The organism is Fuerstiella sp. (assembly GCA_022447225.1).
GTDB lineage: Bacteria > Planctomycetota > Planctomycetia > Planctomycetales > Planctomycetaceae > S139-18.
In genome coordinates this window covers 416,184-439,074 of record JAKVAZ010000007.1, presented here as the reverse complement: position 1 = coordinate 439,074, position 22,891 = coordinate 416,184, and the positions used below count along the sequence as shown (strand labels likewise).

Sequence of the window (22,891 nt, the reverse complement as noted above, 5' to 3'; positions counted from 1 at the left end):
CTCGCAGAATGCCCTGTGTTCCATGCTGAGAAACAGCCTGCGTGCGCATTTATTTCACCGGCTTAACGTTCCAGATGTCATCGGCATACTGCTGAATCGTGCGGTCACTGGAAAACCATCCGCTGGACGCCGTATTCAGGATGCTCATTCGATTCCAGCTGGCCGGGTCCTGGTAAGATTTGCTGACTTCCCGCTGGGCATCAATGTAGCTTCGCAGATCCGCGATGGTCAGCCACGGATCATCCGCGTTTCGCAGCCCCGCAGTGAGGATATTGAAGATTCCCGGCTCGGACGTATTGAAGTGCCCGTTTTCCAGGAGGTTCATCACACGCTGAATATCCTCATCCGCAGCAATCAGAGAGTTAGGATCGTAAGTCCGCCGGGTGTTTGCAACTTCGTCTGCTGTCACTCCAAACAGGAAGAAATTTTCTTCACCGACCTGATCTCGAATCTCAATATTGGCCCCGTCAAGAGTTCCAATCGTAAGTGCTCCGTTCATCATAAATTTCATGTTGCCGGTACCCGAAGCTTCTTTGCCTGCGGTCGAAATCTGTTCGGAAAGTTCCGTCGCCGGACAAATCTTTTCCATTGCTGACACACAGTAATTCGGCAGAAACACAACCTTCAGCAGCCCATCGGTTTTGGTTGATTTGTTCACGACCGCAGACACGTCATTAATGAGTTTAATGATGAGTTTCGCAACATGGTAACCGGGCGCGGCCTTACCACCGATCAGTACACAGCGAGGCACCATCTCATCCACGTCACCTCGACAGATCCTGTCGTAAAGATGGATCACGTGCAAAACATTCAGCAACTGTCGTTTGTATTCATGGATGCGTTTGACCTGTACGTCAAGCAGTGCATGTTCTGTCAGTCGCACTCCGGTCTGTTCCAGAACATAACTGATTAACGCTCCTTTATTTGCCTGTTTGACCGCGTGCCAGCGTTCCCGGAATTCCGCATCTTCGGCCCAAGGCGCCAGATGAGAAATTTTTTGAAAGTCGGACTGCCACTCGGTACCAATGGCATCGTCAATCAGTTCCTGCAAACCTGGATTGCAATGACTCAGCCAGCGTCGCTGAGTGACTCCATTAGTCTTGTTGTTGAACTTCGACGGCCACAATTTGTAAAAATCAGCAAACAATCCGGACTGCAGCAGTTGCGTGTGCAAACCGGCAACTCCATTCACCGAAAAGCTGCCTGCAATCGCCAGGTAAGCCATGCGAACATGAGGATGATGTCCACCTTCTACCAGCGACATACGTTCCCTGATCCCGACATCATCCGGCCAGATTTCAGCCAACTGCGCCCGAAACTGCTTATCGATCTCATGGATAATATCCATCAGACGCGGCAGCAGACGACTGAACAGAGACACCGACCAGCGTTCCAGCGCTTCGGGCAGCAGGGTATGGTTTGTATAAGCCAAACACTGCTGCGTGATTCTCCACGCCGCATCCCATTCCAGTCCATGCTCATCCATCAACAGACGCATCAGTTCAGGAACCGCACAGGCCGGATGTGTATCATTCAGCTGAAAACAGTTGTAGCTGGCGAATTCTTCAAAATTTTCACCATGAATCGCAATCCATTCATCGATCACATCCTGCAGACTGGCTGACACCAGAAAGTACTGCTGTTTCAATCGAAGTTCTTTGCCGTTTTCGCTGGCGTCGTTCGGGTACAGCACCATGGAAATCTGTTCGGCCAGATTTTTTTCCGCAACTGCCTCCGAATAACCACCCGCGTTGAATTCGTCGAGGTTGAATTCGTCAGTCGGCGACGACCGCCAGAGTCTAAGAGTATTGACAGTTCCGTTGCCGTTCCCTGGTATCGGCATATCGTGCGGCACAGCCAGTATTTCCTGGGCCTGGGCCCACCGAAAACGTGCCTTTCCTGTATCGTCGACAAAGTATTCTGAGTGACCGTAAAAATGAACTCTTCGGGTGTCCTCCGGTCGTTCCAGTTCCCACGGATTTCCGTCTCTGAGCCATTGATCCGGATCCTCCACCTGCCGCCCGTTTTCAATATGCTGATTGAACATGCCGTATTCGTAGCGGATGCCGTAGCCCACAACGGGCAACTGCAGATTGGCGCAACTGTCGAGAAAACAGGCGGCCAGACGTCCAAGACCTCCGTTACCAAGACCGGCGTCGTGTTCCAGTTCCGCTGATTCTTCCAGGCTGCTGCCGTACTTTTTTAGCGCCGCACGCACGGAATCCTCAAGGTTGAGATTCAAAACGGCGTTGGTCAGCGATCGTCCAACCAGAAATTCCAGCGAGAGATAGGACACTCGCTTCTTTCCACTCCTGGTAATCCGGTCCCGAGTGGCTTTCCACTGCCCAACCAAACGATCTCGAACTGCAATTGCGAGGGCGCGATACAGGTAATGGGGCTCCACATCTACGGAGTGGTGTCCCAGCGTGAAATTCAAATGGCGATGAAGTTCACTCTCTATTCCCGCGAGACAGTGGTCCGTTTCCGGAATTGTCTCATCAGTCGAAGATTTTTGAACAACGTTGGACATGTCAATATCGCTGAGCACTAACAATTTCTGAACATGTAAAAAACAACAAATGTGTACAAACCACAGTCCTCACACCCACTGGTCATCCCCTGCTGCGGCTCAGCTCAGTAAATCGATTTTTCTGAAGAATGATTCCCGGTAAATTTTAAAGAGGAATGATGTGCTCATGACTAAGAACAACAAACGGACTCTTCGCATGCAAAACGCACCTGCCGGCCAGGCACCGGTCAAAAACGTTGTGTAACCGAAACAGTCACCCGATAACCCAACCGAATGTAGCAGCAGTACCCGTTATCCGCGAACCAGATTCAGCGTGTGCAATTCCTGTCAACACTAATCAAACGGTTTCTGCGGGGACGTTGGAGAGGATTTTCAATCTTCCGCCACTGATCACACTGTTCTAAATGAAATCGGTTCAACATTTTTCCGTTTGCGCCGTCGCCGTCATCAGAAAAAACATGCCGACCAGCGAGTCACACATATTCTCTCGACCTGGTGAGCACCTCGTGAACAAAGGACCTGCGCACCGGTTTGTCAGAGGAACCTGAATTCGATCGCCAGACGTTCTCAACTCAGAATTTTTTCAACCACGTGGGATTCTTCTTCGACACCGGTAAGCTTCTGGTCCAGTCCCTGAAATCGAAACGTCAGTTTCCGGTGATCAATCCCCAGCAGATACAAAATGGTGGCATTCAGATCCCGAATGTGGACTGCTCCGTCTTCAAATCGAGTTGTTTTTTGGCCATCCCGATCAACAATATTGTAACTGTACTCGTCAGTTTGCCCATGCTCGATTCCTCCCTGAATACCTGCGCCCGCCATCCACGCCGTGAAGCACCCGGAATGGTGGTCACGTCCGTACCTGTTAGCACTCTGCCCGCCCTGGCAGTACACCGTGCGACCAAACTCACCACTGAACACGATCAGAGTATCATCAAATAATCCGCGGCGTTTCAGATCTTTAATCAACGCGGCACATGGCTGATCAACATCGTAGCACTGTCCCCTCATTTTTTTTGGCAGATCTGAGTGGTGATCCCAGCCTCGGTGATAGATCTGAACGAACCGAACTCCCCGTTCTGCCATCCGCCGTGCCAGCAGACAATTTCTCGCAAACGATCCACTCTTGTGAACTTCCGGTCCGTATAGTTCAAGAGCTGACGAAGGCTCAGAACTGATATCAGTCAGGTCCGGCACAGAAGCCTGCATGCGGAATGCCATTTCCTGCTGCGCAATCGTGGTCTGGATTTCCGGATCACCCACCTCAGCGGCGTGTGTCTCATTAAGCTCAGTGACGAGGTCCAGCATACGGTGCCGACTGGTTCGGCTCACCCCATCCGGATTGGACAAAAACAGAACAGGGTCTCCGGAAGACTGAAATGCAACACCCTGATGTTCGGATGGCAGAAACCCTGTGCCCCACAGTCGGCTGTACAGGGCCTGAACATTTCGCTGGTCACCGGACCAGAAGGCGGAATTCAATACAATGAAATCCGGCAGGTCTCTATTGAGCGTTCCCAGACCGAAACTCAACCAGGCACCAAGGCTGGGTTTTCCGGGGATCTGTGATCCGGTACAGATCAGCGTTTTGCCCGGGTCGTGATTGATGGCATCTGTGTTCATCGATTTGATCAAACACAGATCGTCGACAACGGTCGAAAGCTGCGGCAGTAATTCCGACATAAACAGACCGCTTTGTCCCTGACGCGCAAACCGAAACATTGTCGGCTGAATCAGGTGATCCGTTCCTTTTGTCATGGCCGTCACACGCTGACCGTCTCTAACGTCAGCCGGCAGTGGTTCTCTGAATTTATCGGCTAAATCAGGTTTGTAGTCGAACAGATCCAACTGACTCGGGGCACCGGCCATGAACAAAAAAATGACACGCTTGGCTCTCGGCACAAAATGTGGTGTGTTGACCGCACCAGCTGCAGCCTGGTCAGCAGCCAGCGAACTGAGTACGACACCACCGAGTCCCGTCCTGGAGCGGTTCAGAAACTGCCGTCGGGACTGAAGGTTCCGGTAAGTCTGCAAAGGATCCATGTCTTATTCCCGTGTCTTCACTGCATCCAGACTGAACAGAGAATTGATCAGCATTGTCCAGGCGGCGATCTCCACCCGTTCTGCGTCACTCGCCTGCTTTGTATCGGTCGTCATGGCCCTGGCCGACTCAAGGTCATCCCGATAAGCAGCACGAAACGCAGTCAGTCCGTTCCTGAGGCTCATCAGTTCAGTCGTACCAGGAAGATGGGATGTCACTGATTCAAAGGCAAAAGCCAGACGCAACTGATCGTCCCTCTGTTCGCGAACCAAAATCCGGTGTACCAGGTTTTCCGCTGCAGCAAAGTACTGGCTTTCGTTCATGAGAACGAGAGCCTGCAGAGGGGTATTGGTTCGTTCGCGTCTGGCGATGCAGCTTTCTCTGGTAGGAGCGTCGAAAATCGTCATCTGAGGCGGTGGCATGGCACGTTTCCAGAATGAATAGAGACTGCGACGGTAAATGTTGTCCCCCGCATCCGCTTCGAAGGCATACGTACTTGACGAAACCATCGACACGCTCTTCCACAGGTTTGGTGGCTGGGGCGGCTTAACACTGCGGCCGTACATGGACTCATTCAGCAGACCGCTGACTGAAAGAATCTGGTCACGAATCATCTCAGAATCAAGCCGGAACCGAGAGCCCCGGGCGAGCAGGCGGTTTTCGGGATCTTCTCGAAAGGCAGACGCAGGTGCACGCGAAGACTGCCGGTATGTTTGTGACAGGACAATTGACCGAACCAGCTCCTTTACGTTCCATCCGGACTCCACAAACCTGACTGCAAGATAGTCCAGTAACTCAGGATGACTGGGATATTCACCCTGCGCTCCAAAATCCTCCGACGTTTTTACGAGGCCGACTCCAAAGAACTGCTGCCAAAACCGATTCACAGCAACACGTGCCGTCAGAGGATGCTGTTCCTGAGTCAGCCAGTGAGAAAGATCCATACGGGTGACGGTGCTTCCGGCGGCATTCAGGCCGGGAAGAAATCCGGGAGTGTTTCGTTCCACCTGTTCTCCCGGCCGGTCGTAAGCGCCGCGAATCAGCAGATAAGCCGGTCGAATGTCGGTTCGCTCTTTCGAAACAAGGCTCACAGCGACGGTCCGTTCGACGGCATCCAGCTCTTTCTTGAGTATCTCGAGTCGCTCTTTCTTTGATTTCAGCAGGATTTCAACGTCGCTTTTACGCACAGAATCGTCCGAGCTGAGTTTGCTAAGTACATCTGTCAGTTCTTTGATCTTGGCTCCAGTGAACTCGATGCCGTTCTCGATCTGTCTTAACCGTTCTCCCTGTTCGGAAGTCGGCAGCAGAATGACGGGATGATGACTGTTTCTCCCGGGTGTCTCCGGCTCCGTATCAATATTATTGAAGAATGCAAACAGTTGATAAAATTCGCGTTGAGACAATGGGTCATATTTGTGGTCGTGACAGGCAGCACAACCCAGCGTCAGTCCCAGGAACGCCGTCCCAAACGCAGAGACACGATCCACCACATTCCGCGTGTAACTTTCCTCGGGTAATGCGGTACCACGATCGATTACCAGGTGCAGACGATTGAATCCGGACGCAATCTGCTGGTCAATTGTCGATTCCTCATACAAATCCCCGGCAATCTGATATGTGATAAAGTCATCGAAACGGAGATTATTGTTAAAAGCCCGAATCACCCAGTCGCGGTACGGTGTGGTTTCACGATAGTGATCATGATGAATGCCGTTCGTGTCAGCAAAACGCACCAGATCAAGCCAGTACTTTGCCATGTGCTCACCGTAAGAAGGTGCCGCCAGGAGTCGGTCGACAAGAATCTCCCATGCTTGAGGAGAAGAGTTGTTAGCGAAGCGACGAATGTCGTCTGTTCCCGGTGGTAGCCCCGTCAGGTCAAACGTCACTCGCCTGATCAGTGTTCGTCTGTCGGCACCACTCTGCGGTCTCAGATTCTTCTCGTTTAGCCGGGCCAGCACAAAACGATCAATGGGAGACTGCCACTGAGGGTCCTCGACGTACGGTGGCGTTGCTGCCAGTGGCGGCACGAATGCCCAAAAATCGTCGTATTGGGCTCCCTGGAGAATCCAGCTCCTGACCAGCGCCTTTTCAGATACCGTCAGCGTCCGAAGGTGAGAGTCCGAAGGGGGCATCCGCTCGGATTCGTCATCAGTCGTCAGCCGATACCAGAGTTCACTCGACAGCGGATCTTTGGGCTGAATCACCCGTCGCCCGTTGCGATCTCGAAACGGACCTTCCTTTTCATCGTCAATATCCAGGCGTAATTCTGCCTGACGAGCTTCTTCATTCGGACCATGACACTGAAAGCACCTGTCCGATAAGATCGGACGAATATCCCGACTGAAAGAAACTGTGTCTTCCCCAATGACGAGCGTTCCACAGAAAGCCCAAAGGCATACAGCCAGAGGAAAGTGATTCAACATCGTCGTTGTCATTTGATTCAGGAACATCGAATATGGTTCGTTGAGTGTATTCGTGACACAAACTTAGGTTTGACGTCCATCCAGGAAAAATAACAGTCTACCAAACCTCTGTTTCACGTATCCGCCCACCGGCCGCAAAAAACATGTCATCGGTGTTCAGAAGTATTCACACGAACAGTGTTACTCGCGGCTTTCGAAGCCCAAACCGGTCCGCAACCCGACTTCCGAGGAACCTCCGGTCCGCCAGATTGCACCAATTTGGCATCGATCGGTGCATATTCCGCGAGCAAGACAGTGAGACTTGCCTGCTGTACACCCCCGGCAGACTCGACAGAACTCTCCGCTGAAACCCAACTTCATTTGCCTTATTCGACACACACAGCCCAACTCGTCGTCTGCTGACGCAGTGAACAACCGGACAATCACCATTCTGCAACTTTGAAAGACTGAAAAACACACTCGAACAGCTCCACATCTATTCATTTAACCCATTACAGCAAAAAGCTTTATGCCGATGACACGTTTTTGACAATCGGGTGACTTCAGCGGGACGAAAGACAGTTGCAGCAGATGAATAATGTCCTTAGTGTTCGTCGCCGTTATCCATTATTCAGGCAGTTGATGTGCCGAATCAAAATTACCAGGCGGAGTCTTCAGTCACGACTTCGCTGTCGGAAAGTGTCAACGAATGAGCGAAGTCCTCACAGGAGTCACAACCTCTCGCAGGGTTTCTCCTGATGTGCTTGCACAACAGACACAGGCAACAAAAGAAAAAGAAACAGAAACACTCCGGGCCGCTTTTGCTGCGGACCGACTGCGTTGGGACAACATTGACTGGATCGTCACGTTGTTTCTGGTGGCAGTCCATGTGGGAGCATTGATTGCTCCGTTCTTCTTTTCGTGGACCGGACTGGCAACCTGTGTCGTTTTTCACTGGCTGACCTGCAGCATTGGCATCTGCCTGGGCTATCATCGCTATCTTGCTCATAAGTCTTTCAAACTGCGCGCTCCGGCAAAGTTTATGGTCCTGCTGGCCGGGTCACTTTCTGCAGAAGGATCTCCATTAACGTGGGCAGCAACACATCGACTCCACCACCAGAGGTCTGATCACGAAGGAGATCCTCACTCTCCACTGGAAGGACCATGGTGGTCGCATCTGATGTGGCTCTTCATAAGCCGAAATGACTACGAACAGAAAACCCTGTACCGACGGTATGCACCGGAACTGATCCATGATCGAATGCTGCTGTTTTTTGAACGGGCATTTGTTTTTATTTTGTGGGGACAGGGGCTGGCTCTTCTGGCGACGGGAGGTCTGATTGGCGGCTGGTCGATGGCACTTTCGATGCTGCTTTGGGGCATGTGTGTGCGTATGGTACTGGCATATCACTCAACTTGGTTCGTGAATTCAGCCACCCATCTTTGGGGATACCGCAACTACGATACGCGCGACGAATCACGTAATCTTTGGTGGGTTGCGATTCTGGCGTACGGTGAAGGGTGGCACAACAACCATCACGCTCATCCCGCTGTTGCCCCTGCCGGACATCGCTGGTGGGAAATTGACATCACGTGGTGGTCGATTCGCGTTCTTCGGGCAGTCGGACTTGCATACGATGTTCGTGACCGGATCCCGCGAGGTCGCCGAACAGAAGAAGCCGTTGCGTAATCATCTGCTGTGATGCATGCACCGCACGCAGTCGTCACTGACAACTGTCAATAATAGTGGCGATCTGCGAATATTTCCCGGGTTGAACATCAATCCCCGGCGTTGTGGGGTCGGAATGAACTACCCGCCCTCCTTAAGTTCGATGCGGCTGATGTCTGTTGTTCAGCGTTCACGTGATGGCACACACAAGGCGCCCCCTGGCCTGACGAAGGCATACCACTAGTCCCGGAATTCTCAGCGTATCCGTGAGAGTAACTTCTGTGTCGGTTCTGGCACCTTTGTTCCAACTTCTCCTGCCAATCAGCCTGACATGATCGATTGCAAAAAGTATGAGACCATTTGACCTTCAGGTAAACGGATACGCTGGCGCTGATTTTTGTTCTTCGTCGCTGACTGCTGATGAGTTACAGACAGCCTGCGAGACACTGAAGCGGGACGGTGTTGACAGGATTCTGGCGACTGTCATCACGGATACTGTTGACGCACTCGTTAACAAACTTAGCAATCTCGTACGACTTCGGGAGGAAAGCACACTGGCCCAGGATGTTATCGCGGGCGTTCATATTGAAGGCCCGTTCCTCAATTCGACCGCAGGCTATATCGGAGCACACCCGCCCGAGGCCGTGTTACCGGCAAATATTAACGATATGAAACGACTGCTGGATGCAGCCGCCGGCCTGACTCGTATCGTCACGCTGGCTCCTGAGCAGGATCCCAGCGGGGCAACAATACGAATGCTGACAAATCTGGGTGTAACGGTCGCTGCCGGACACTGCAATCCTTCGATGCAGCAGCTTCAAAACGCTATCGATTCCGGTTTAAGCATGGTGACGCATTTCGGTAACGGGTGTCCGGTTCAACTTCCCCGGCACGACAATGTACTGCAGAGGTTTCTGGCCTGTCGCAACGATCTGTGGGTTTCATTTATTCCGGACGGAGCTCACGTCAGCTTTTATGCTCTGCGGAATTACCTGGATCTGGTTGGAATTGACCGTGCGGTGATGGTAACGGATGCCATTTCTGCAGCTACGCTGCAGCCGGGACTGCATGAAGTTTCGGGAATCACCGTGGAAGTTGATGTTCACGGTGTCGCCCGCAGGCCTGGTTCCCAAAATCTGGCGGGATCAACTATCACAATGCCCGAAGTTCAAACCAATCTCAGAGAACAACTTGGACTTGATGAAACTGAGATCTGCAGGCTGATTGATAAGAACCCGCGTCAGGCAGTCGGAACAGAATCCTAATAACACGGTCCTTCGACATCTGGGGGCCAGATGGTATCCCGCAGTGATTTTGTGTGCACAGGCACGATCCGTATCCGTGGTACGGCATCAAATCACACATCACCTGCCTGTGACAACAATCCGGCTCAGTGACGAATAACGCGTCGCATCACGAGTATTGCGGCCAAGCCCACAATTGCATTGGGGATCCACATGGACCACCAGGCCCCCACACTGCCGGTCTTACTGAGATTCGACATAAGAAAAGTAACCGGGTAATAGATCAGCAGGATAGGCAAAAAACACAGGATAAAACTCGTTACAAACTGCCGTCGAGCCTGCAGAACCGCAAACGGTCCACCGAGAAACGCAAAGAACAGACAGCTTCCGGCCATGGCATACCGGGTATGAATTTCAGTCTCGAGTCGTTGTTTACTCGAGAGGGCCCAGAACCTGTCGGAATCAAACTGTTCGGTTTGCCGGGACGAAAGCAGGTCGAATTCTCCCATGAGCAGTAACATGGAAATTTCCTGATCAAGCTGTATCCGACTGATTGATTCCGCCACTGAAATTTTCACGACCCGCTGACGAATTTCCTCGATTGTAAGGTGTCGAGGCTTTTTACCGCCCAACTCTTCCTTAAGGTCAAATTCCCATTCCCATTCCTTCATCCGACCGGCAGAATCCTGGCCGGGAATACTTACAGCGGCATTTTTAAAATATAATTTTGCCTTCCGGTCCTTCACATCGAACTGAACTCTCGCCCAGTCTGCTTTGACAGAAATCTGCTGATGATTTGGGAGACGGTAGGTAAATGACGGCATGATCAGAGTTTTATTCTGTACGTCATCAACCAGGATAGAATAACCGTCTGTCGGGCTGCTGAAGTGATGCTGAGTTTTCAGGACATCCAGAAATATGTCTTCAGTAGCCTGAGTAACGACTGTTTCGATGTTCGTAACAGCCCATGGAATAACACGGTCCGTCAAAGCAAATGAGGCGACTGTCAGAACGCCACCCAGAATAAAGGCAGGCGTCAGCAGTCTGACGGGGTGGACTCCGGCGGACTTGGCTGCGGTAACTTCAAGTTCACCTGCCATTCGCCCGTAAACAACTGTCACTGCCAGAAGCAAAGTAGCCGGAATCGTGAACGGCAGCAGACTGGGAACCACAAACGGCATTATCTGCAGCAGGAAACGAGGTGCCAGTCCACGTTCCGTGCCCTCATGCAACAGGCCGACAAAGACCAGCATCACCGTGAGTCCTGCCAGTAACATGGCGAACACACGAACCAGTTCCCAGAGAATATGTCGCTGGAGAAGCTTCAACGCATCCTGCCGCACGGAACGAATCAAAGAAAAACATGACAGCCAAATGCAGGCTCTGCCGTGTCAGAAGCGTAAGACCGACCCGACTCCGCGACAATATCAGATTCCGGACAGTGTCCGGGTCCTGCCGAAACTGTTGGATTTCACAGAATCCGGACCTGACCTACAGCACAAAATTACTCAGATCTTCATCATCCCGGACGCCTTTGAGTCGGGATTCCACAAAATCCCGATCGACGGTGAGCGACCGTGGACCACAATCCGGAGCCGCGAAGCTCACTTCTTCCAGCAGTCGTTCCATGATTGTTTGCAGCCTGCGTGCCCCGATGTTCTGAGTCGACTGATTCACAAAAAATGCCGTATCAGCAATTGCTTCGATTCCATCGTCAGTGAAGTCGAGCGTAACACCGTCTGTGGCCAGCATTGCGGAATACTGCTGAGTCAGGGAACTCGAGGGCTCTGTCAGAATGCGAACCAGATCTTCGCGTTCCAGATCCTGAAGTTCGACCCGGATAGGAAAACGTCCCTGAAGTTCCGGCATGAGATCCGCAGGGCGAGCGCGGTGAAACGCACCAGCCGCAATAAACATTATTTTTTCGGTGGATACCGTTCCGTAGCGAGTCTGTACAGTGGTGCCTTCCACAATCGGCAGCAGATCACGCTGCACTCCCTGTCGACTCACATCCGCCGACCGACTGCCTTCAGATGAACTGCAGATCTTGTCAATCTCGTCGATAAAAATGATTCCGGTCTCTTCAGCCAGCGTGATCGCTTCTTCCTGTATTGATTCATTGTCCAGCAGTCCCTCCACTTCCTGTTCGTGCAGGACCTGCCGGGCTTCAGCAACTGTTAATTTTCGATCCTTCTGCTGGCGAGGCATCATGCGTTCCAGCATGCCCTGCAGATCCATGTCCATTTGTTCCATTCCCATATTAGTGAACACCTGGACAGGCGAATTTCGCTGTTCAACTGACAATTCGACCGTACGTTCTTCCAGTCGGCCGTCCCGAAGCATGTCCCGAAATTTTGCACGAGTTCGCTCATTACGGGCCTGTTGCGATTCGGCGTCATCATCCTCATCCACGGATACCGGTTCAAAGGGAACCAGGAGATCCAGCAAACGATCTTCCACACGTTCCTCTGCCGCGGCTTCGACCTCTTTACGTTTGGTCTTGCGAACAAGACCGATTGCCGCCTCGACCAGATCACGAACCATGCTTTCCACATCACGTCCGTAATAACCAACCTCAGTGTACTTGGAAGCCTCGACCTTGATATAAGGGGCACTGGTAAGTTTTGCCAGACGTCGGGTGATTTCAGTCTTGCCCACACCAGTCGGACCGATCATCAGGATATTACGAGGAGTCACTTCACGGCGCATCTCTTCGTTCAGATTCATCCAGCGCCAGCGATTTCGCAGGGCAATCGAGACGGCCCGCTTCGCATCATTCTGCCCCACAATGTGTTCGCTCAGTCTTTCAACAACCTGTTGCGGTGTCAGCTCGAACACTGAAGCTCCTCTAAAATAATACTGTCGTTTGTGTAAATATCGATTTCTGCCGCTATGCGCAGTGATTCCCTGACAATGTCGGCCGCGGTCAAATCGGAATGGCGAACAAGTGCTCTGGCAGCTGCTGTCGCAAAGGGACCGCCGGATCCGATTCCCACCACTCCGTCTGTCGGTTGAACCACATCCCCTTGTCCCGTTAGCAGCAGAGTTACATCTTTGTCGGCAACAAGCATCATCGCTTCAAGTCTCCGCAGCATGCGATCAGTGCGCCAGTCACGTGCCAATTCAGTGGCGGCTCGTGCCACATTAGCCGGATAATCCTTCAGTTTTTCTTCAAATCGTTCCATCAGCGCAAATGCATCGGCTGTGGATCCAGCGAACCCAACAAGCACATTTCCGTCCAGCATACGACGCAGCTTGCGTGTATCAGACTTCATGATCGTGTTGCCGTATGTAACCTGACCGTCTGCCCCCAGCACAACTCTGCCTTCGTGACGTACAGACACCACGGTGGTTGATCGCCAGCGCAGTTCCTCACGATTAACAGAATTTATCTGAGGTGACCGGTCGTTCATGAGCCGCTTCTGAATATTAAATCTGACAAGACGCGTGGCAATACCGCTTGTCCACAAACTTAGCAACTTCCCTGTTTACTTTACAGGGTTCTGATTATCTGCCGTTATAGGTCTCGTGTACCGGAATTGATGGCAGACTATTGTCCCCTGCGTTGGCGATAATCCAGCTGACCGCGCCATCCCAGTTTGCGATGCAGTGTCGAATAGTAACTGTGTCCGGAAAAATGAACCTTCTTGAAAGTTGGCTGCGCACGACAAACACTGATGCGATCTCCCGGCACGATTGGCCGATTGATCTGACCATCAATCACCAGAGTGGCTCCACCACCGGCTTCGCCGACAGAAAGGCAGTAAGTTCGCTCCGCCGTGTCCACGATCGGACGAACTGTCAGCGTGTGTGGACAAATAGGCGTGATACAGAATGCCTGCAGATCCTGACGTAAAATAGGTCCGCCAGCCGACAGATTGTGAGCGGTTGACCCGATCGGTGTACTCAGAATCAAACCGTCGCAACTGAAGGTTGTGACCGACTGACCATCAATCTCAAGTGATATGTCGACCATCCGCAGTGCAGTCGCTGATGTCACCGCAACCTCATTGAGTCCCAGATCGATGTGACAGGATCCGTCTTTCATCACATGGGTGCATTCAAACATAAGGTACTCAGCAACTGAGTATTCACGTCGGCGAAGTTGCGGAAGATGCTGATGGAATTCTTCCAGCGTGAGATCTGCCAGAAATCCTAATTGTCCCAGGTTGATACCGACAATCGGAATCTGCTGACGTCCCAACTGTCGACAACCGCGAAGAATCGAACCGTCGCCGCCGAGCACAACCACGATATCAGCATCAACACTGTCCTCTATATCCCTGGACCGAGGGTATTCACCTACGACCTCGATTCCGTCGGTCTGACTGAGTGTGGGCAGCAGCGCTCGCCAGACCTGCTGAACCTCCGGACGATCGCTTCCGGTAAGGACGATCAGTTTTATCGGCGGACATGACATACAGGACTGAATTTCCGGGAATCAAGGGACTCAACTCAAAGCATACAAATGCTACGACATCAAACCACTGATTCCCACGAATACGTCGATCGAATCACTGGTTCCTGACAGCGTCCGAAAGTCCGGTCCGACCGTCTCGTTCTTTCGGTACTCAACCCCATTGTGATCTCCACAAGGTGTCGCACCTGTATTACTGTGGGATTTTTGCCGAACAACGGCTATATTCTTTTTTTGTGTCATACGGTCCAGATGTTCCTGGACGACGGACTCAGCACCACTCACGACTCCAGCAAGCACAGGGTAAGTCGGGTTGCGGTTTCGAACGAAAGAACGGCCAAGGGGCCTGATTACCCGGAAGCACCAGCTTCGGCTGATGCTGATGCTGATGACTCTTGGCCTGGTCCTGATTGGCAGTCGGATTGCCGGAAAGGCCGAATTCTGGGCAAAGCTGTTCCCGGACACTTCCGCGGCCAACACAACAGCCGACGATCACCCCAGACTGAATCATACCGTTTTTCGTCCGGAACCGGGCAAAGCTGAGGTCCAGGTTCTTCGCGAGGATCTGATTCGTTCCATCTCAGACAACCAGATTGGGGTGAGTTCGGATGAAACCACGGCATGGTTTGTTTCCATGGAGCTTGCCAACCGACTGACTGAAAAACAAATTCGCACACTTCCAAAAGCACGGTATGCACAATTCATGGACGCCCCCGAAGAATGTCGGGGACGTCCATGGAAACTAACCGGAACGCTTCGGCGTCTAACCAGAGAAACACTGACAAATCCGTCAGCGGAGTATGGTGAAGTCGTTGATGCCTGGATAACCCTGCAGGATTCCGGTGACGGGCTGGTTCATGTGGTGGCTCGTTCTGCCACAGCCGATCTTCCGTTTTCAACGAAGTTTGAACAGCATCCGCCTGAGGTAACTGTTTCGGGCTACTTTTTTAAGCGAGAGGCTTATGCGTCGGGTACGGACAGCGGACTCAGCATTGCTCCGCTGTTCCTGGCAGGAACGATTTCAGGAGTACAACTTCCCGGCGCCGCTGGTTCCCGGGCCGATCGGTTAACACCGTGGCTGGTCTGGCTGGCCCTGATTACATGTGGAACACTGGGGTTGGTTATCTGGAGTTTTACGGCCAGTGACGCCGCAAATCGCAGTCAGCGGTCACACCAACTCACACGGTTACCGGTTTCACCCTCATTCGAAGGTGTCCACATGGAAACGCCCCGGGAAACCCTGCTTCAGCTTGAATCAGCGGCGACTGCTGACGAACGTCAACTTCCGGACAGTGTGTTTTAAACACAACGCCGCAGGATCGATCGTCCGACAGATGTCGAGATCCCCAGAGTAATTGACGACGGTTGAGTTCAAATTGCACGCCGGTTTGACATCGCATGGTCAGTCCCGGACGAGGACGGTTCGGGAGCAACACAAGTCAGGGGGTGCACTGGAACAGCAATTGTCGCACCATTCGCTCCAGCGCTATGCAATATCGGCTCGAAAAAATCCTCACCAGGATGTCACGGATTCAGAAATTATGTGAGATAAAAAAATGCGGTACCTGCAGATCCGGAATGGCCTGCGGGTGTCCGACTGTCGTACAGTGGCCTTATAATAAGTTGTCACCCGGGTTTTCACCGGGCACCTGCTGTGCATATCTATGTGTTCCACAAATCCGGTTCCGATAATGCGGCACCGATTGAACACATTTGTACTCAATGATTCCGGACTGGTTCGCCGGCTGAGTGTTCAAACATTTGCAGTCAGGTCAGATCAGTTTGCCTGTATCCTTCAATGTAATGAAACAACTGACGATGGTCACACGACGAAAATTTCTGGGCTCCACTGCCGCCGGACTCTTTGCCGCCGGATCAATGCGCGCTACCGAAAGCAGCCTGATGACTCGCAGGAAGCGTCTTGCGGTTGTCACGACCGTATGGCGGTACCCCTCCCATGCCTGGCACATGGCAGAACGTTTCCTCGTGGGCTACCCGGTCAATGGCCGCTGGCATCATCCACCGTTTGATGTGGTTAGCGCTTATGTTGATCAGACACCAAAGAGTGACCTCAGTCGTCAGCGATCTCAGGAATTCGGATTCCCGATCTATTCCAGTATCGCAGAAACGCTGCGATGTGGCGGCCCGGAGTTGGCCGTCGATGCAGTGCTGATCATCGGCGAACACGGCGACTATCCTAAAAATGAATATCAGCAGACTCAGTACCCTCGCTACGAATTCTTCAGCCAGGTGACGGATGTTTTTCGGCAGGAAGGCCGATCGTTGCCCGTCTTTAATGACAAGCACCTGTCGTGGAAATGGGACTGGGCAAAAGAAATGGTGGACGTCTCGCACGAACTGGACTTTGCTTTGAATGCCGGATCCTCATTACCGGTAACCTGGCGAATGCCGGACGTCGATCTTCCTTACGGGGCAGAGGTGCAGGAATTGATGTGTGTCGCCAGAGGAAGGATTGACAGCTATGACTTTCACGCACTCGAAGTCATACAGTGTATGGCTGAGCGACGACGCGGAGGTGAAACGGGTGTCGTATCCATACAGGCACTGCAGGGTGATTCGGTTTGGCAGGCAATGAAAAATGAAAACTGGGTTGACGGGGGATGGGATCCGCAACTGTTTGAAGCTTGTCTGTCGCGAAGCCAGACACTGGCCCAGCCGGATTCCTTCAGCCATCGATACCCGACCCCCGATCAGATTCGCAAGTGGGTCAGTGATCCCATCCTGTACCGATTTGAATATGCAGATGGTGTCAGGGCAACGATGCTACTAATGAATGGCCTGGTCAGTGATTTCACATTCGCTGCCAGACTCAGAGGGCAGACTGAACCGCTGTCAACATTGTTCTATCTGCCAGCCAAACCGAATGTGACTTATTCTGCGGCATTGATGTCCAAAGCTGAGCAAACCTTCCTGACCGGCACGGCACCATATCCGATAGAGAGAACACTGCTAACAGGCGGACTGGTTGAAGCGGGGTGCCGATCTTTGGGAACAGGACAAAAACAACTGGAAACACCTCACCTGAATGTAAGGTATCAGACGCCGCGTGAGTCCACTTATGCCCGAACATAGGACTGGCATTGAGTATTGCCCGGCCTTCACGACTCCCACTCTTTTTTTACGGTCGCCGTAATTGACTGTATCTTAATCCTCACAGCATGGCTGGTGCCGACCGACTGATCAGATATGTAAACAGTGCTGACTGACGATGACCAAACATTTCCCATGCCGACACAAACTATCGTCGGGAGCCTGGATAGTTGCAGGAAACCCACGCACCGTTGTCAGCACTGCTGGCAACAGACTTCTCAATGAACAGCATACCTTCCGCTCCATCGTAGACGTTAGGATAAATCGTATCCTTTGGCTCAACGGCTGCCCCCGAGGCACGGTTAATCATAGCGTCGTAGGCTGAGCGATACACGTTGGCAAATGCTTCAAAGAACGCTTCCGGATGTCCGGACGGCAGACGACACGCACTGGCACCTGAATCATTCATGAAAGGAGCATTCGGATCGCGTGTATACATCCTGTGAGGCTCGCCGTTCCGGCGAACAATCATCATATTCGGCTCTTCCTGCCTCCAGAACAAAGCTCCCTTCGTGCCATCCACCTCGATAGACAGATCATTCTCGCGACCATGGGAGATCTGACTCGCCGTAACCGTGCCCAATGCTCCGTTTTCATAACGGATGACGGCATGACCGTAATCGTCCAGTTTGCGCCCCGGAGCGAATATCTTCAGATGGCACGACAGTTCTTCCGGCAGCAACCCGGTCATGTAGCGACCAAGATTATAGGCATGCGTTCCAATATCACCGAACGCTCCGGCTGCCCCCGACCTGTTGGGATCGGTGCGCCATGCTGCCTGTTTCTGGTCTTCATCTTCCAGCCGTGTTCTGAGCCAGCCCTGAATGTAACTGGAACGGATGGCCTGAATCTCTCCCAGTTCACCGTTCAAGATCATTTCGCGAGCCTGGCGAACAAGTGGATAACCCGTGTAGTTGTGACTCACTGCAAACACGACACCGCTGGCTTCCACAGCTTGCACAAGCTCTTCCGCCTGAGCAAAATCAAATGTCATTGGCTTGTCGCAGATTACGTTAAAGCCCGCTTCAACTGCAGACCTGGCAATATCGAAGTGAGTATGATTCGGAGTCGCAATACTCAAAAAATCAACACGCTCATCTGCGGGCAGCGACAATTCACTGTTAATCAATTCAGTGACGGACTCATAGGCTCGCGATTCACTGATGTCGTACGATGCAGCTGATGCTTTAGCACGTTCAGCATTCGACGAGAGCGCACCGGCAACCAGTGATGCCCGGTTGTCCAGCACTGCTGCCGTCGCATGAACACGGCCAATAAACGCTCCCTGTCCTCCTCCGACCAGAGCCATTCTCAGTTTACGACAGAGTGAACCATTTGTTGTTTCGATGTCCATGTAGACGTTCTTTCACCTCGGGCCGAATCGACTGACACCGGTACCTGAATCACTGTGAGTCCCGGAAGTAACGGTTGGAACCACGCAGAACACGGTCACACGAGCCGGCAGGATACCGGCGTTAAAATCCAGTGGCAACTAACACGATCACTGATTGTCCGACCGGTTCTTTTCCGGCAACAGTCGGCGTTCGACAATCTTTTGCTGTGGAAGCGAACATCACCCGGGCCAGTGACATTCGTTACTCTCCGGGACAGTCTGCGAAAAACGTGGCGGGGAAAACGAGTTTTGTGTCACGTATATTTTCCCCTCGGCTTTCCAAAAATGGAATCCCACAAACGTTCTCAGGGTGTTCTCTCAACAGTTCATCGCCTGTTTCATTCTCTCACGTACCCATACAGAAACCGGTGATGGCGAACTCCGGTAAAAAATCCAATTCAGGTCCACGGGATCCAGGACCACTCAAACACCGGCCGTTTGAAATTATCGTGATTGCTTGCAAAGCATAAAGGTGGCCTGAGATATCCAGTGTGTCAATCCAGTCTGTTAGACTCAGAACGAAATCGGAAACACCGCAAATCGGCCCATGGATTAACACAACGCTGGGAAATGACCGGAAAAATCAAAGACATCACTGTCGATCATTTCAGCCACCAGTGGACGGACTGTATTTTGTTGCAGGACGTCTCCATCGTGGAGATTGAGTTTCTCAACGACAGCGATTCAATACGGGATCCCTGATTTCAATGCACATTAAGGAGAATAGCATGTCAACCTACCTGCTGGTACATGGTGCCTGGCACGGAGGATGGTGCTGGAAACGAGTGTCATCGTTGTTGAAAGCAGCGGGTCATGACGTCTTCACGCCGACACTGACCGGACTGGGAGAACGTCAGCACCTGATGACCAGAGATGTCGGACTGGAAACACACATCCAGGACGTGTTGGGAGTACTGGAGTTTGAAGACCTGCGACAGGTGATTTTGGTCGGACACAGCTACGCGGGAATGGTCATCGCGGGTGTGGCTACAAGGGCTGCTGATCGCATCGCCCGTATGGTTTACCTGGACGCATTTGTACCGGAAGACGGCAAATCGCTCGCTGACTATCAACCACCGGAAGTCTGGCAGCTGTTTGAGGAAAAGACAGAAACAGACGGTGATGGCTTTCGGCTGCCGTGCATTTTTCCGGTAGAAGCGTTTGGGGTAACCGATGAGGAGGATCTGGCCTGGGTCCGCCCAAGATTAACACCGCATCCACTGAAAACCAAAAGTGACACTGTCCAGCTGGGCAATCCCGAAACGTCGCACATTGCGAACAGTTACATCTACTGCAGTGATCCGGCAGTCGGTGTTTTCGACCAGTTTGCCGGCCGCGTTCAGCACGATAACTCGTGGACGTATTCGGAACTGGCAACCGGACACGATGCCATGATTACCGCTCCGGACAAGCTGGCCGAACTGCTGATGCAACAGGACCGTCCGGAACAATGAATGCGATCAACTCAATCACACACCTAAAAATCCTATCAGTCGATCGTATCCATACCGACAACATTGCCCCGGTCACCGGTTCCAGCGCCGGAGGACTGACCGAACGGATCCGATGACATGAGTGCCTGACAGGGAACTGTCAGGGATTGTTTTTGACGGGTGAACTCTTAAGGAATCAGGAAATGCCGAAACGCGGATCTGTCAGCTTGCTGTTAATTTCATTCTTTGTACCGGTGTTCCTAAATGGAATCCCGGCTCCGTGCGCGGAGGCAAATCCGGCAACTGCCATCGACATCGGTACTCGAAAACAATTGTTCGTCGATGATCGTTTTATCGCTTCAAGCCTGGGTGTTGAACTGGTCATGAACACTCCGCGGCGCGACGGGAAGGTATTACTCAGAACGGATCAGGCGTGGGAACAGGGCAATATCATCGGAATCTATTCCAGCGTCCTCAAACACGATGACAAGGTAAAAATCTGGTATGACTTTCGCCAGCCGGTTGCTACAGATCCCTGGCAGGACCTTCGCATCAGTTATGCGGAATCGACTGATGGTCTCCACTTCAAAAAGCTAAACGTCGGCCTGTACAACCTCGACGGTTCCAAAGAAAACTCTGTGGTGCTGCCAGGGCCCATCGGGGGCAGTTCGGTGTGGATTGACCCCCTAGCTCCTCCCGAACAACGCTTCAAGAACCAGGCGAAAGTTTATCCCAGTAAAGAGCTGCATATGCACAGTTCGCCGGACGGAATTCACTGGAAGAAATTCGCCACACTCAATCCGGGTCCTGGGGGCTGGGACACGCAGACCGTCGTCTTCTGGGATCCAAACATCCGGCGCTATGCTATGTACACGCGAAAGTGGTTCCGTAAAACACCACGTGAGGCCAGTTATCGAACGGTACGACGGCTGGAATCCGATGACCTGCAGCACTGGGACAACGAACAGATTGTGATGGAAGCCGATAAAATCGATTTGGAAACTTATGAGACCGACACACCACAGCCACCGGTTGACTTCTACGGAGCTGACGTGTTTCCCTGTATGGGCGCTGAAGATGTCTACATCATGCTGGCCGAAGCATTTTGGCACTGGCAATCCCGTTCGGCCAAAGGACCGGGACCTTCGGGCTTCGATGTCAGGTTGGCTGTCAGTCGGGATGGAAAGGATTTTCAGCGGGTCGGCGGGCGAAAACCATTCATGTCCACAGGCCCGGACGGAACGTTCGACTCACGATACGTCTGGGCGATGCCGCATCCTGTTCGCATGGGCGATGAGTTGTGGATCTACTATGTAGGTTCCAATCGAGATCACGACGGAATCATCGACGAGGCGGCAGAAGGAGTTCATCTGACCGGTATTGGAAGAGCCGTACTTCGACTGGATGGCTTTGTCTCGGCGGACGCAGACTACCGTGGAGGCCGGATTACCACACCATTAATCCGATTCTCGGGTCGGCATCTGGAACTGAACGTGGAAACCAGCGGAGGAGGGTCGGTCCGCGTCGAACTGCTCGATGAACAGAACAGGCCCGTTGAAGGATTCACCAAAGCGGATGCAGTTGCCATCAACGGTAACTCTGTACGGATGCCGGTGCGCTGGCAGACAGGAGACGACCTCGACCAACTTGCCGGCCGGGCAGTCCGTCTGCGTTTTCACCTGCAGGACTGCAAACTGTATGCGTTTCAGTTTCAAAAATAATACGGCACTAGTGAAACACTCAAACAGTATTTCACTGGTTCCGATGCAGTAATGCCGAAACCCAACATTCTCTACATCACACCGGGACGGCAGAAAGTGTCGGCAACCGGTGTGTACGGTGCACCTTCTGGTCAAGTGCCCCGCGACACGGGGCCTCGCGAATAAGGCGATTGTGTTCCGCGATGCGTATGTGGTCAGCTCCGATCATGGAAACTTCATGGGCGAAAAAGGTCTGTTCGAAAAGTGCGAGGTACCGTACGAGTGTCTGCTGCATGTACCACTTCTCAGCGCACCTCACCGGGAATCACTGCACCGCGAAATGAAACGGTCCAGGGATTGGTTCAGTCAGTCGATCTGTTTCCGACCATGCTGAACCTGGCAGGACTGAACGTTCCCGACTACGCACAGGGCAAAGACCTGCTGGCATGGTTACGTGCGGGAACCCGACAGCCACTTCACGAGGCGGTGTTCGCACAGGTCGGAAATTACAGGGGAGAATTGCTGGGACATAACACGTTTCCCACCGGCACCTGCAGCGCCGGACGACGCAAAGAACTGGTACAGGGTGTACGAACGACAACTCATGCTTACCTGAGCGACACGGAATACGGCGACGGAGCTTACGACCTGCTGGCTGATCCCTTGGAACTAAACAACGTCCTCGGCCATCGCAGTTGCAGTGAGGCAGGCTGGTGCAGCGACCTCCGCCGACTCAGAGAAGACCGGGAGCAGCAATGCACACAACTCCACGAGCAGCTGAACGTCGTTCCCGGCAATCGAGGGTTCGATACACCGTACCGTCCCTGTACAGGAAACCGTACCGAGGTTGTGTAAGCGGTCCGCTGGTGACTCCGAAACCATTGCGACGTGCACACCCGATCGTAAGATGGAAGCATGCCACATCGTTTTATTAGTCACGAAATTGAACCG

Annotated in this window: 16 protein-coding genes; 7 read left to right on the top strand and 9 right to left on the bottom strand. The window is 52.5% G+C overall.

Annotated elements, in window-relative coordinates:
- Window positions 1–49: 49 nt before the first annotated feature.
- From MK110_09145 to MK110_09135, 3 genes are all read right to left on the bottom strand, one after another.
- Window positions 50–2,530, bottom strand: a complete 2,481-nt coding sequence (locus MK110_09145) for a glycogen/starch/alpha-glucan phosphorylase (protein MCH2211456.1) — start codon at window positions 2,528–2,530, stop codon at window positions 50–52.
- Between the two features lie 567 nt (window positions 2,531–3,097).
- Window positions 3,098–4,573, bottom strand: coding sequence for a DUF1501 domain-containing protein (locus tag MK110_09140; protein ID MCH2211455.1), 1,476 nt, complete (start codon window positions 4,571–4,573; stop codon window positions 3,098–3,100).
- A 3-nt stretch (window positions 4,574–4,576) separates the two neighbouring features.
- Window positions 4,577–6,994, bottom strand: coding sequence for a PSD1 and planctomycete cytochrome C domain-containing protein (locus tag MK110_09135; protein ID MCH2211454.1), 2,418 nt, complete (start codon window positions 6,992–6,994; stop codon window positions 4,577–4,579).
- Window positions 6,995–7,682: 688 nt separating this feature from the next.
- Between MK110_09135 and MK110_09130 the strand changes: the two genes are divergently transcribed.
- Together MK110_09130 and MK110_09125 are read left to right on the top strand one after the other, a co-directional pair.
- Complete coding sequence (locus MK110_09130) at window positions 7,683–8,663, top strand: fatty acid desaturase (protein ID MCH2211453.1); 981 nt, start codon at window positions 7,683–7,685, stop codon at window positions 8,661–8,663.
- A gap of 329 nt (window positions 8,664–8,992) precedes the next feature.
- Window positions 8,993–9,907 carry an N-acetylglucosamine-6-phosphate deacetylase gene (locus MK110_09125; protein ID MCH2211452.1) on the top strand — a complete coding sequence of 305 codons (915 nt, stop codon included), beginning with the start codon at window positions 8,993–8,995 and terminating at the stop codon, window positions 9,905–9,907.
- A gap of 125 nt (window positions 9,908–10,032) precedes the next feature.
- Here the strand turns inward: MK110_09125 and MK110_09120 are convergent, their stop codons facing one another.
- The 5 genes from MK110_09120 to MK110_09100 form a co-directional block, all read right to left on the bottom strand.
- Window positions 10,033–11,214, bottom strand: coding sequence for an LptF/LptG family permease (locus tag MK110_09120; GenBank protein MCH2211451.1), 1,182 nt, complete (start codon window positions 11,212–11,214; stop codon window positions 10,033–10,035).
- A 163-nt stretch (window positions 11,215–11,377) separates the two neighbouring features.
- A complete protein-coding gene (gene hslU, locus MK110_09115; protein MCH2211450.1) occupies window positions 11,378–12,724 on the bottom strand; it encodes an ATP-dependent protease ATPase subunit HslU in 1,347 nt (448 codons plus the stop codon).
- Complete coding sequence (hslV, locus tag MK110_09110; GenBank protein MCH2211449.1) at window positions 12,712–13,299, bottom strand: ATP-dependent protease subunit HslV; 588 nt, start codon at window positions 13,297–13,299, stop codon at window positions 12,712–12,714. Before hslV ends, hslU begins: the two co-directional genes overlap by 13 nt.
- A gap of 137 nt (window positions 13,300–13,436) precedes the next feature.
- Window positions 13,437–14,306, bottom strand: coding sequence for an NAD(+)/NADH kinase (locus MK110_09105; GenBank protein ID MCH2211448.1), 870 nt, complete (start codon window positions 14,304–14,306; stop codon window positions 13,437–13,439).
- Window positions 14,307–14,357: 51 nt separating this feature from the next.
- Window positions 14,358–14,546, bottom strand: coding sequence for a hypothetical protein (locus tag MK110_09100; protein ID MCH2211447.1), 189 nt, complete (start codon window positions 14,544–14,546; stop codon window positions 14,358–14,360).
- A 70-nt stretch (window positions 14,547–14,616) separates the two neighbouring features.
- Here MK110_09100 and MK110_09095 point away from each other — a divergent pair, with 70 nt between their 5' ends.
- Together MK110_09095 and MK110_09090 are read left to right on the top strand one after the other, a co-directional pair.
- On the top strand, window positions 14,617–15,606 hold the full coding sequence (locus MK110_09095) for a hypothetical protein (protein ID MCH2211446.1): 990 nt from the start codon (window positions 14,617–14,619) through the stop codon (window positions 15,604–15,606).
- A 515-nt stretch (window positions 15,607–16,121) separates the two neighbouring features.
- A complete protein-coding gene (locus MK110_09090) occupies window positions 16,122–17,396 on the top strand; it encodes a hypothetical protein (GenBank protein MCH2211445.1) in 1,275 nt (424 codons plus the stop codon).
- A 166-nt stretch (window positions 17,397–17,562) separates the two neighbouring features.
- On the opposite strand, the gene MK110_09085 is transcribed toward MK110_09090, so the two are convergent.
- Window positions 17,563–18,768, bottom strand: coding sequence for a Gfo/Idh/MocA family oxidoreductase (locus tag MK110_09085; protein ID MCH2211444.1), 1,206 nt, complete (start codon window positions 18,766–18,768; stop codon window positions 17,563–17,565).
- Window positions 18,769–19,535: 767 nt separating this feature from the next.
- Here MK110_09085 and MK110_09080 point away from each other — a divergent pair.
- The 3 genes from MK110_09080 to MK110_09070 all read left to right on the top strand — a co-directional run bounded on the left by MK110_09080 (window position 19,536) and on the right by MK110_09070 (window position 22,795).
- The gene (locus tag MK110_09080) at window positions 19,536–20,261 is read left to right on the top strand and encodes an alpha/beta fold hydrolase (GenBank protein MCH2211443.1); all 726 of its coding nucleotides are present in this window, start codon (window positions 19,536–19,538) and stop codon (window positions 20,259–20,261) included.
- Window positions 20,262–20,443: 182 nt separating this feature from the next.
- Window positions 20,444–21,961 carry a hypothetical protein gene (locus MK110_09075; GenBank protein MCH2211442.1) on the top strand — a complete coding sequence of 506 codons (1,518 nt, stop codon included), beginning with the start codon at window positions 20,444–20,446 and terminating at the stop codon, window positions 21,959–21,961.
- 261 nt (window positions 21,962–22,222) lie between these two features.
- A complete protein-coding gene (locus MK110_09070) occupies window positions 22,223–22,795 on the top strand; it encodes a hypothetical protein (GenBank protein ID MCH2211441.1) in 573 nt (190 codons plus the stop codon).
- Window positions 22,796–22,891: the final 96 nt, after the last annotated feature.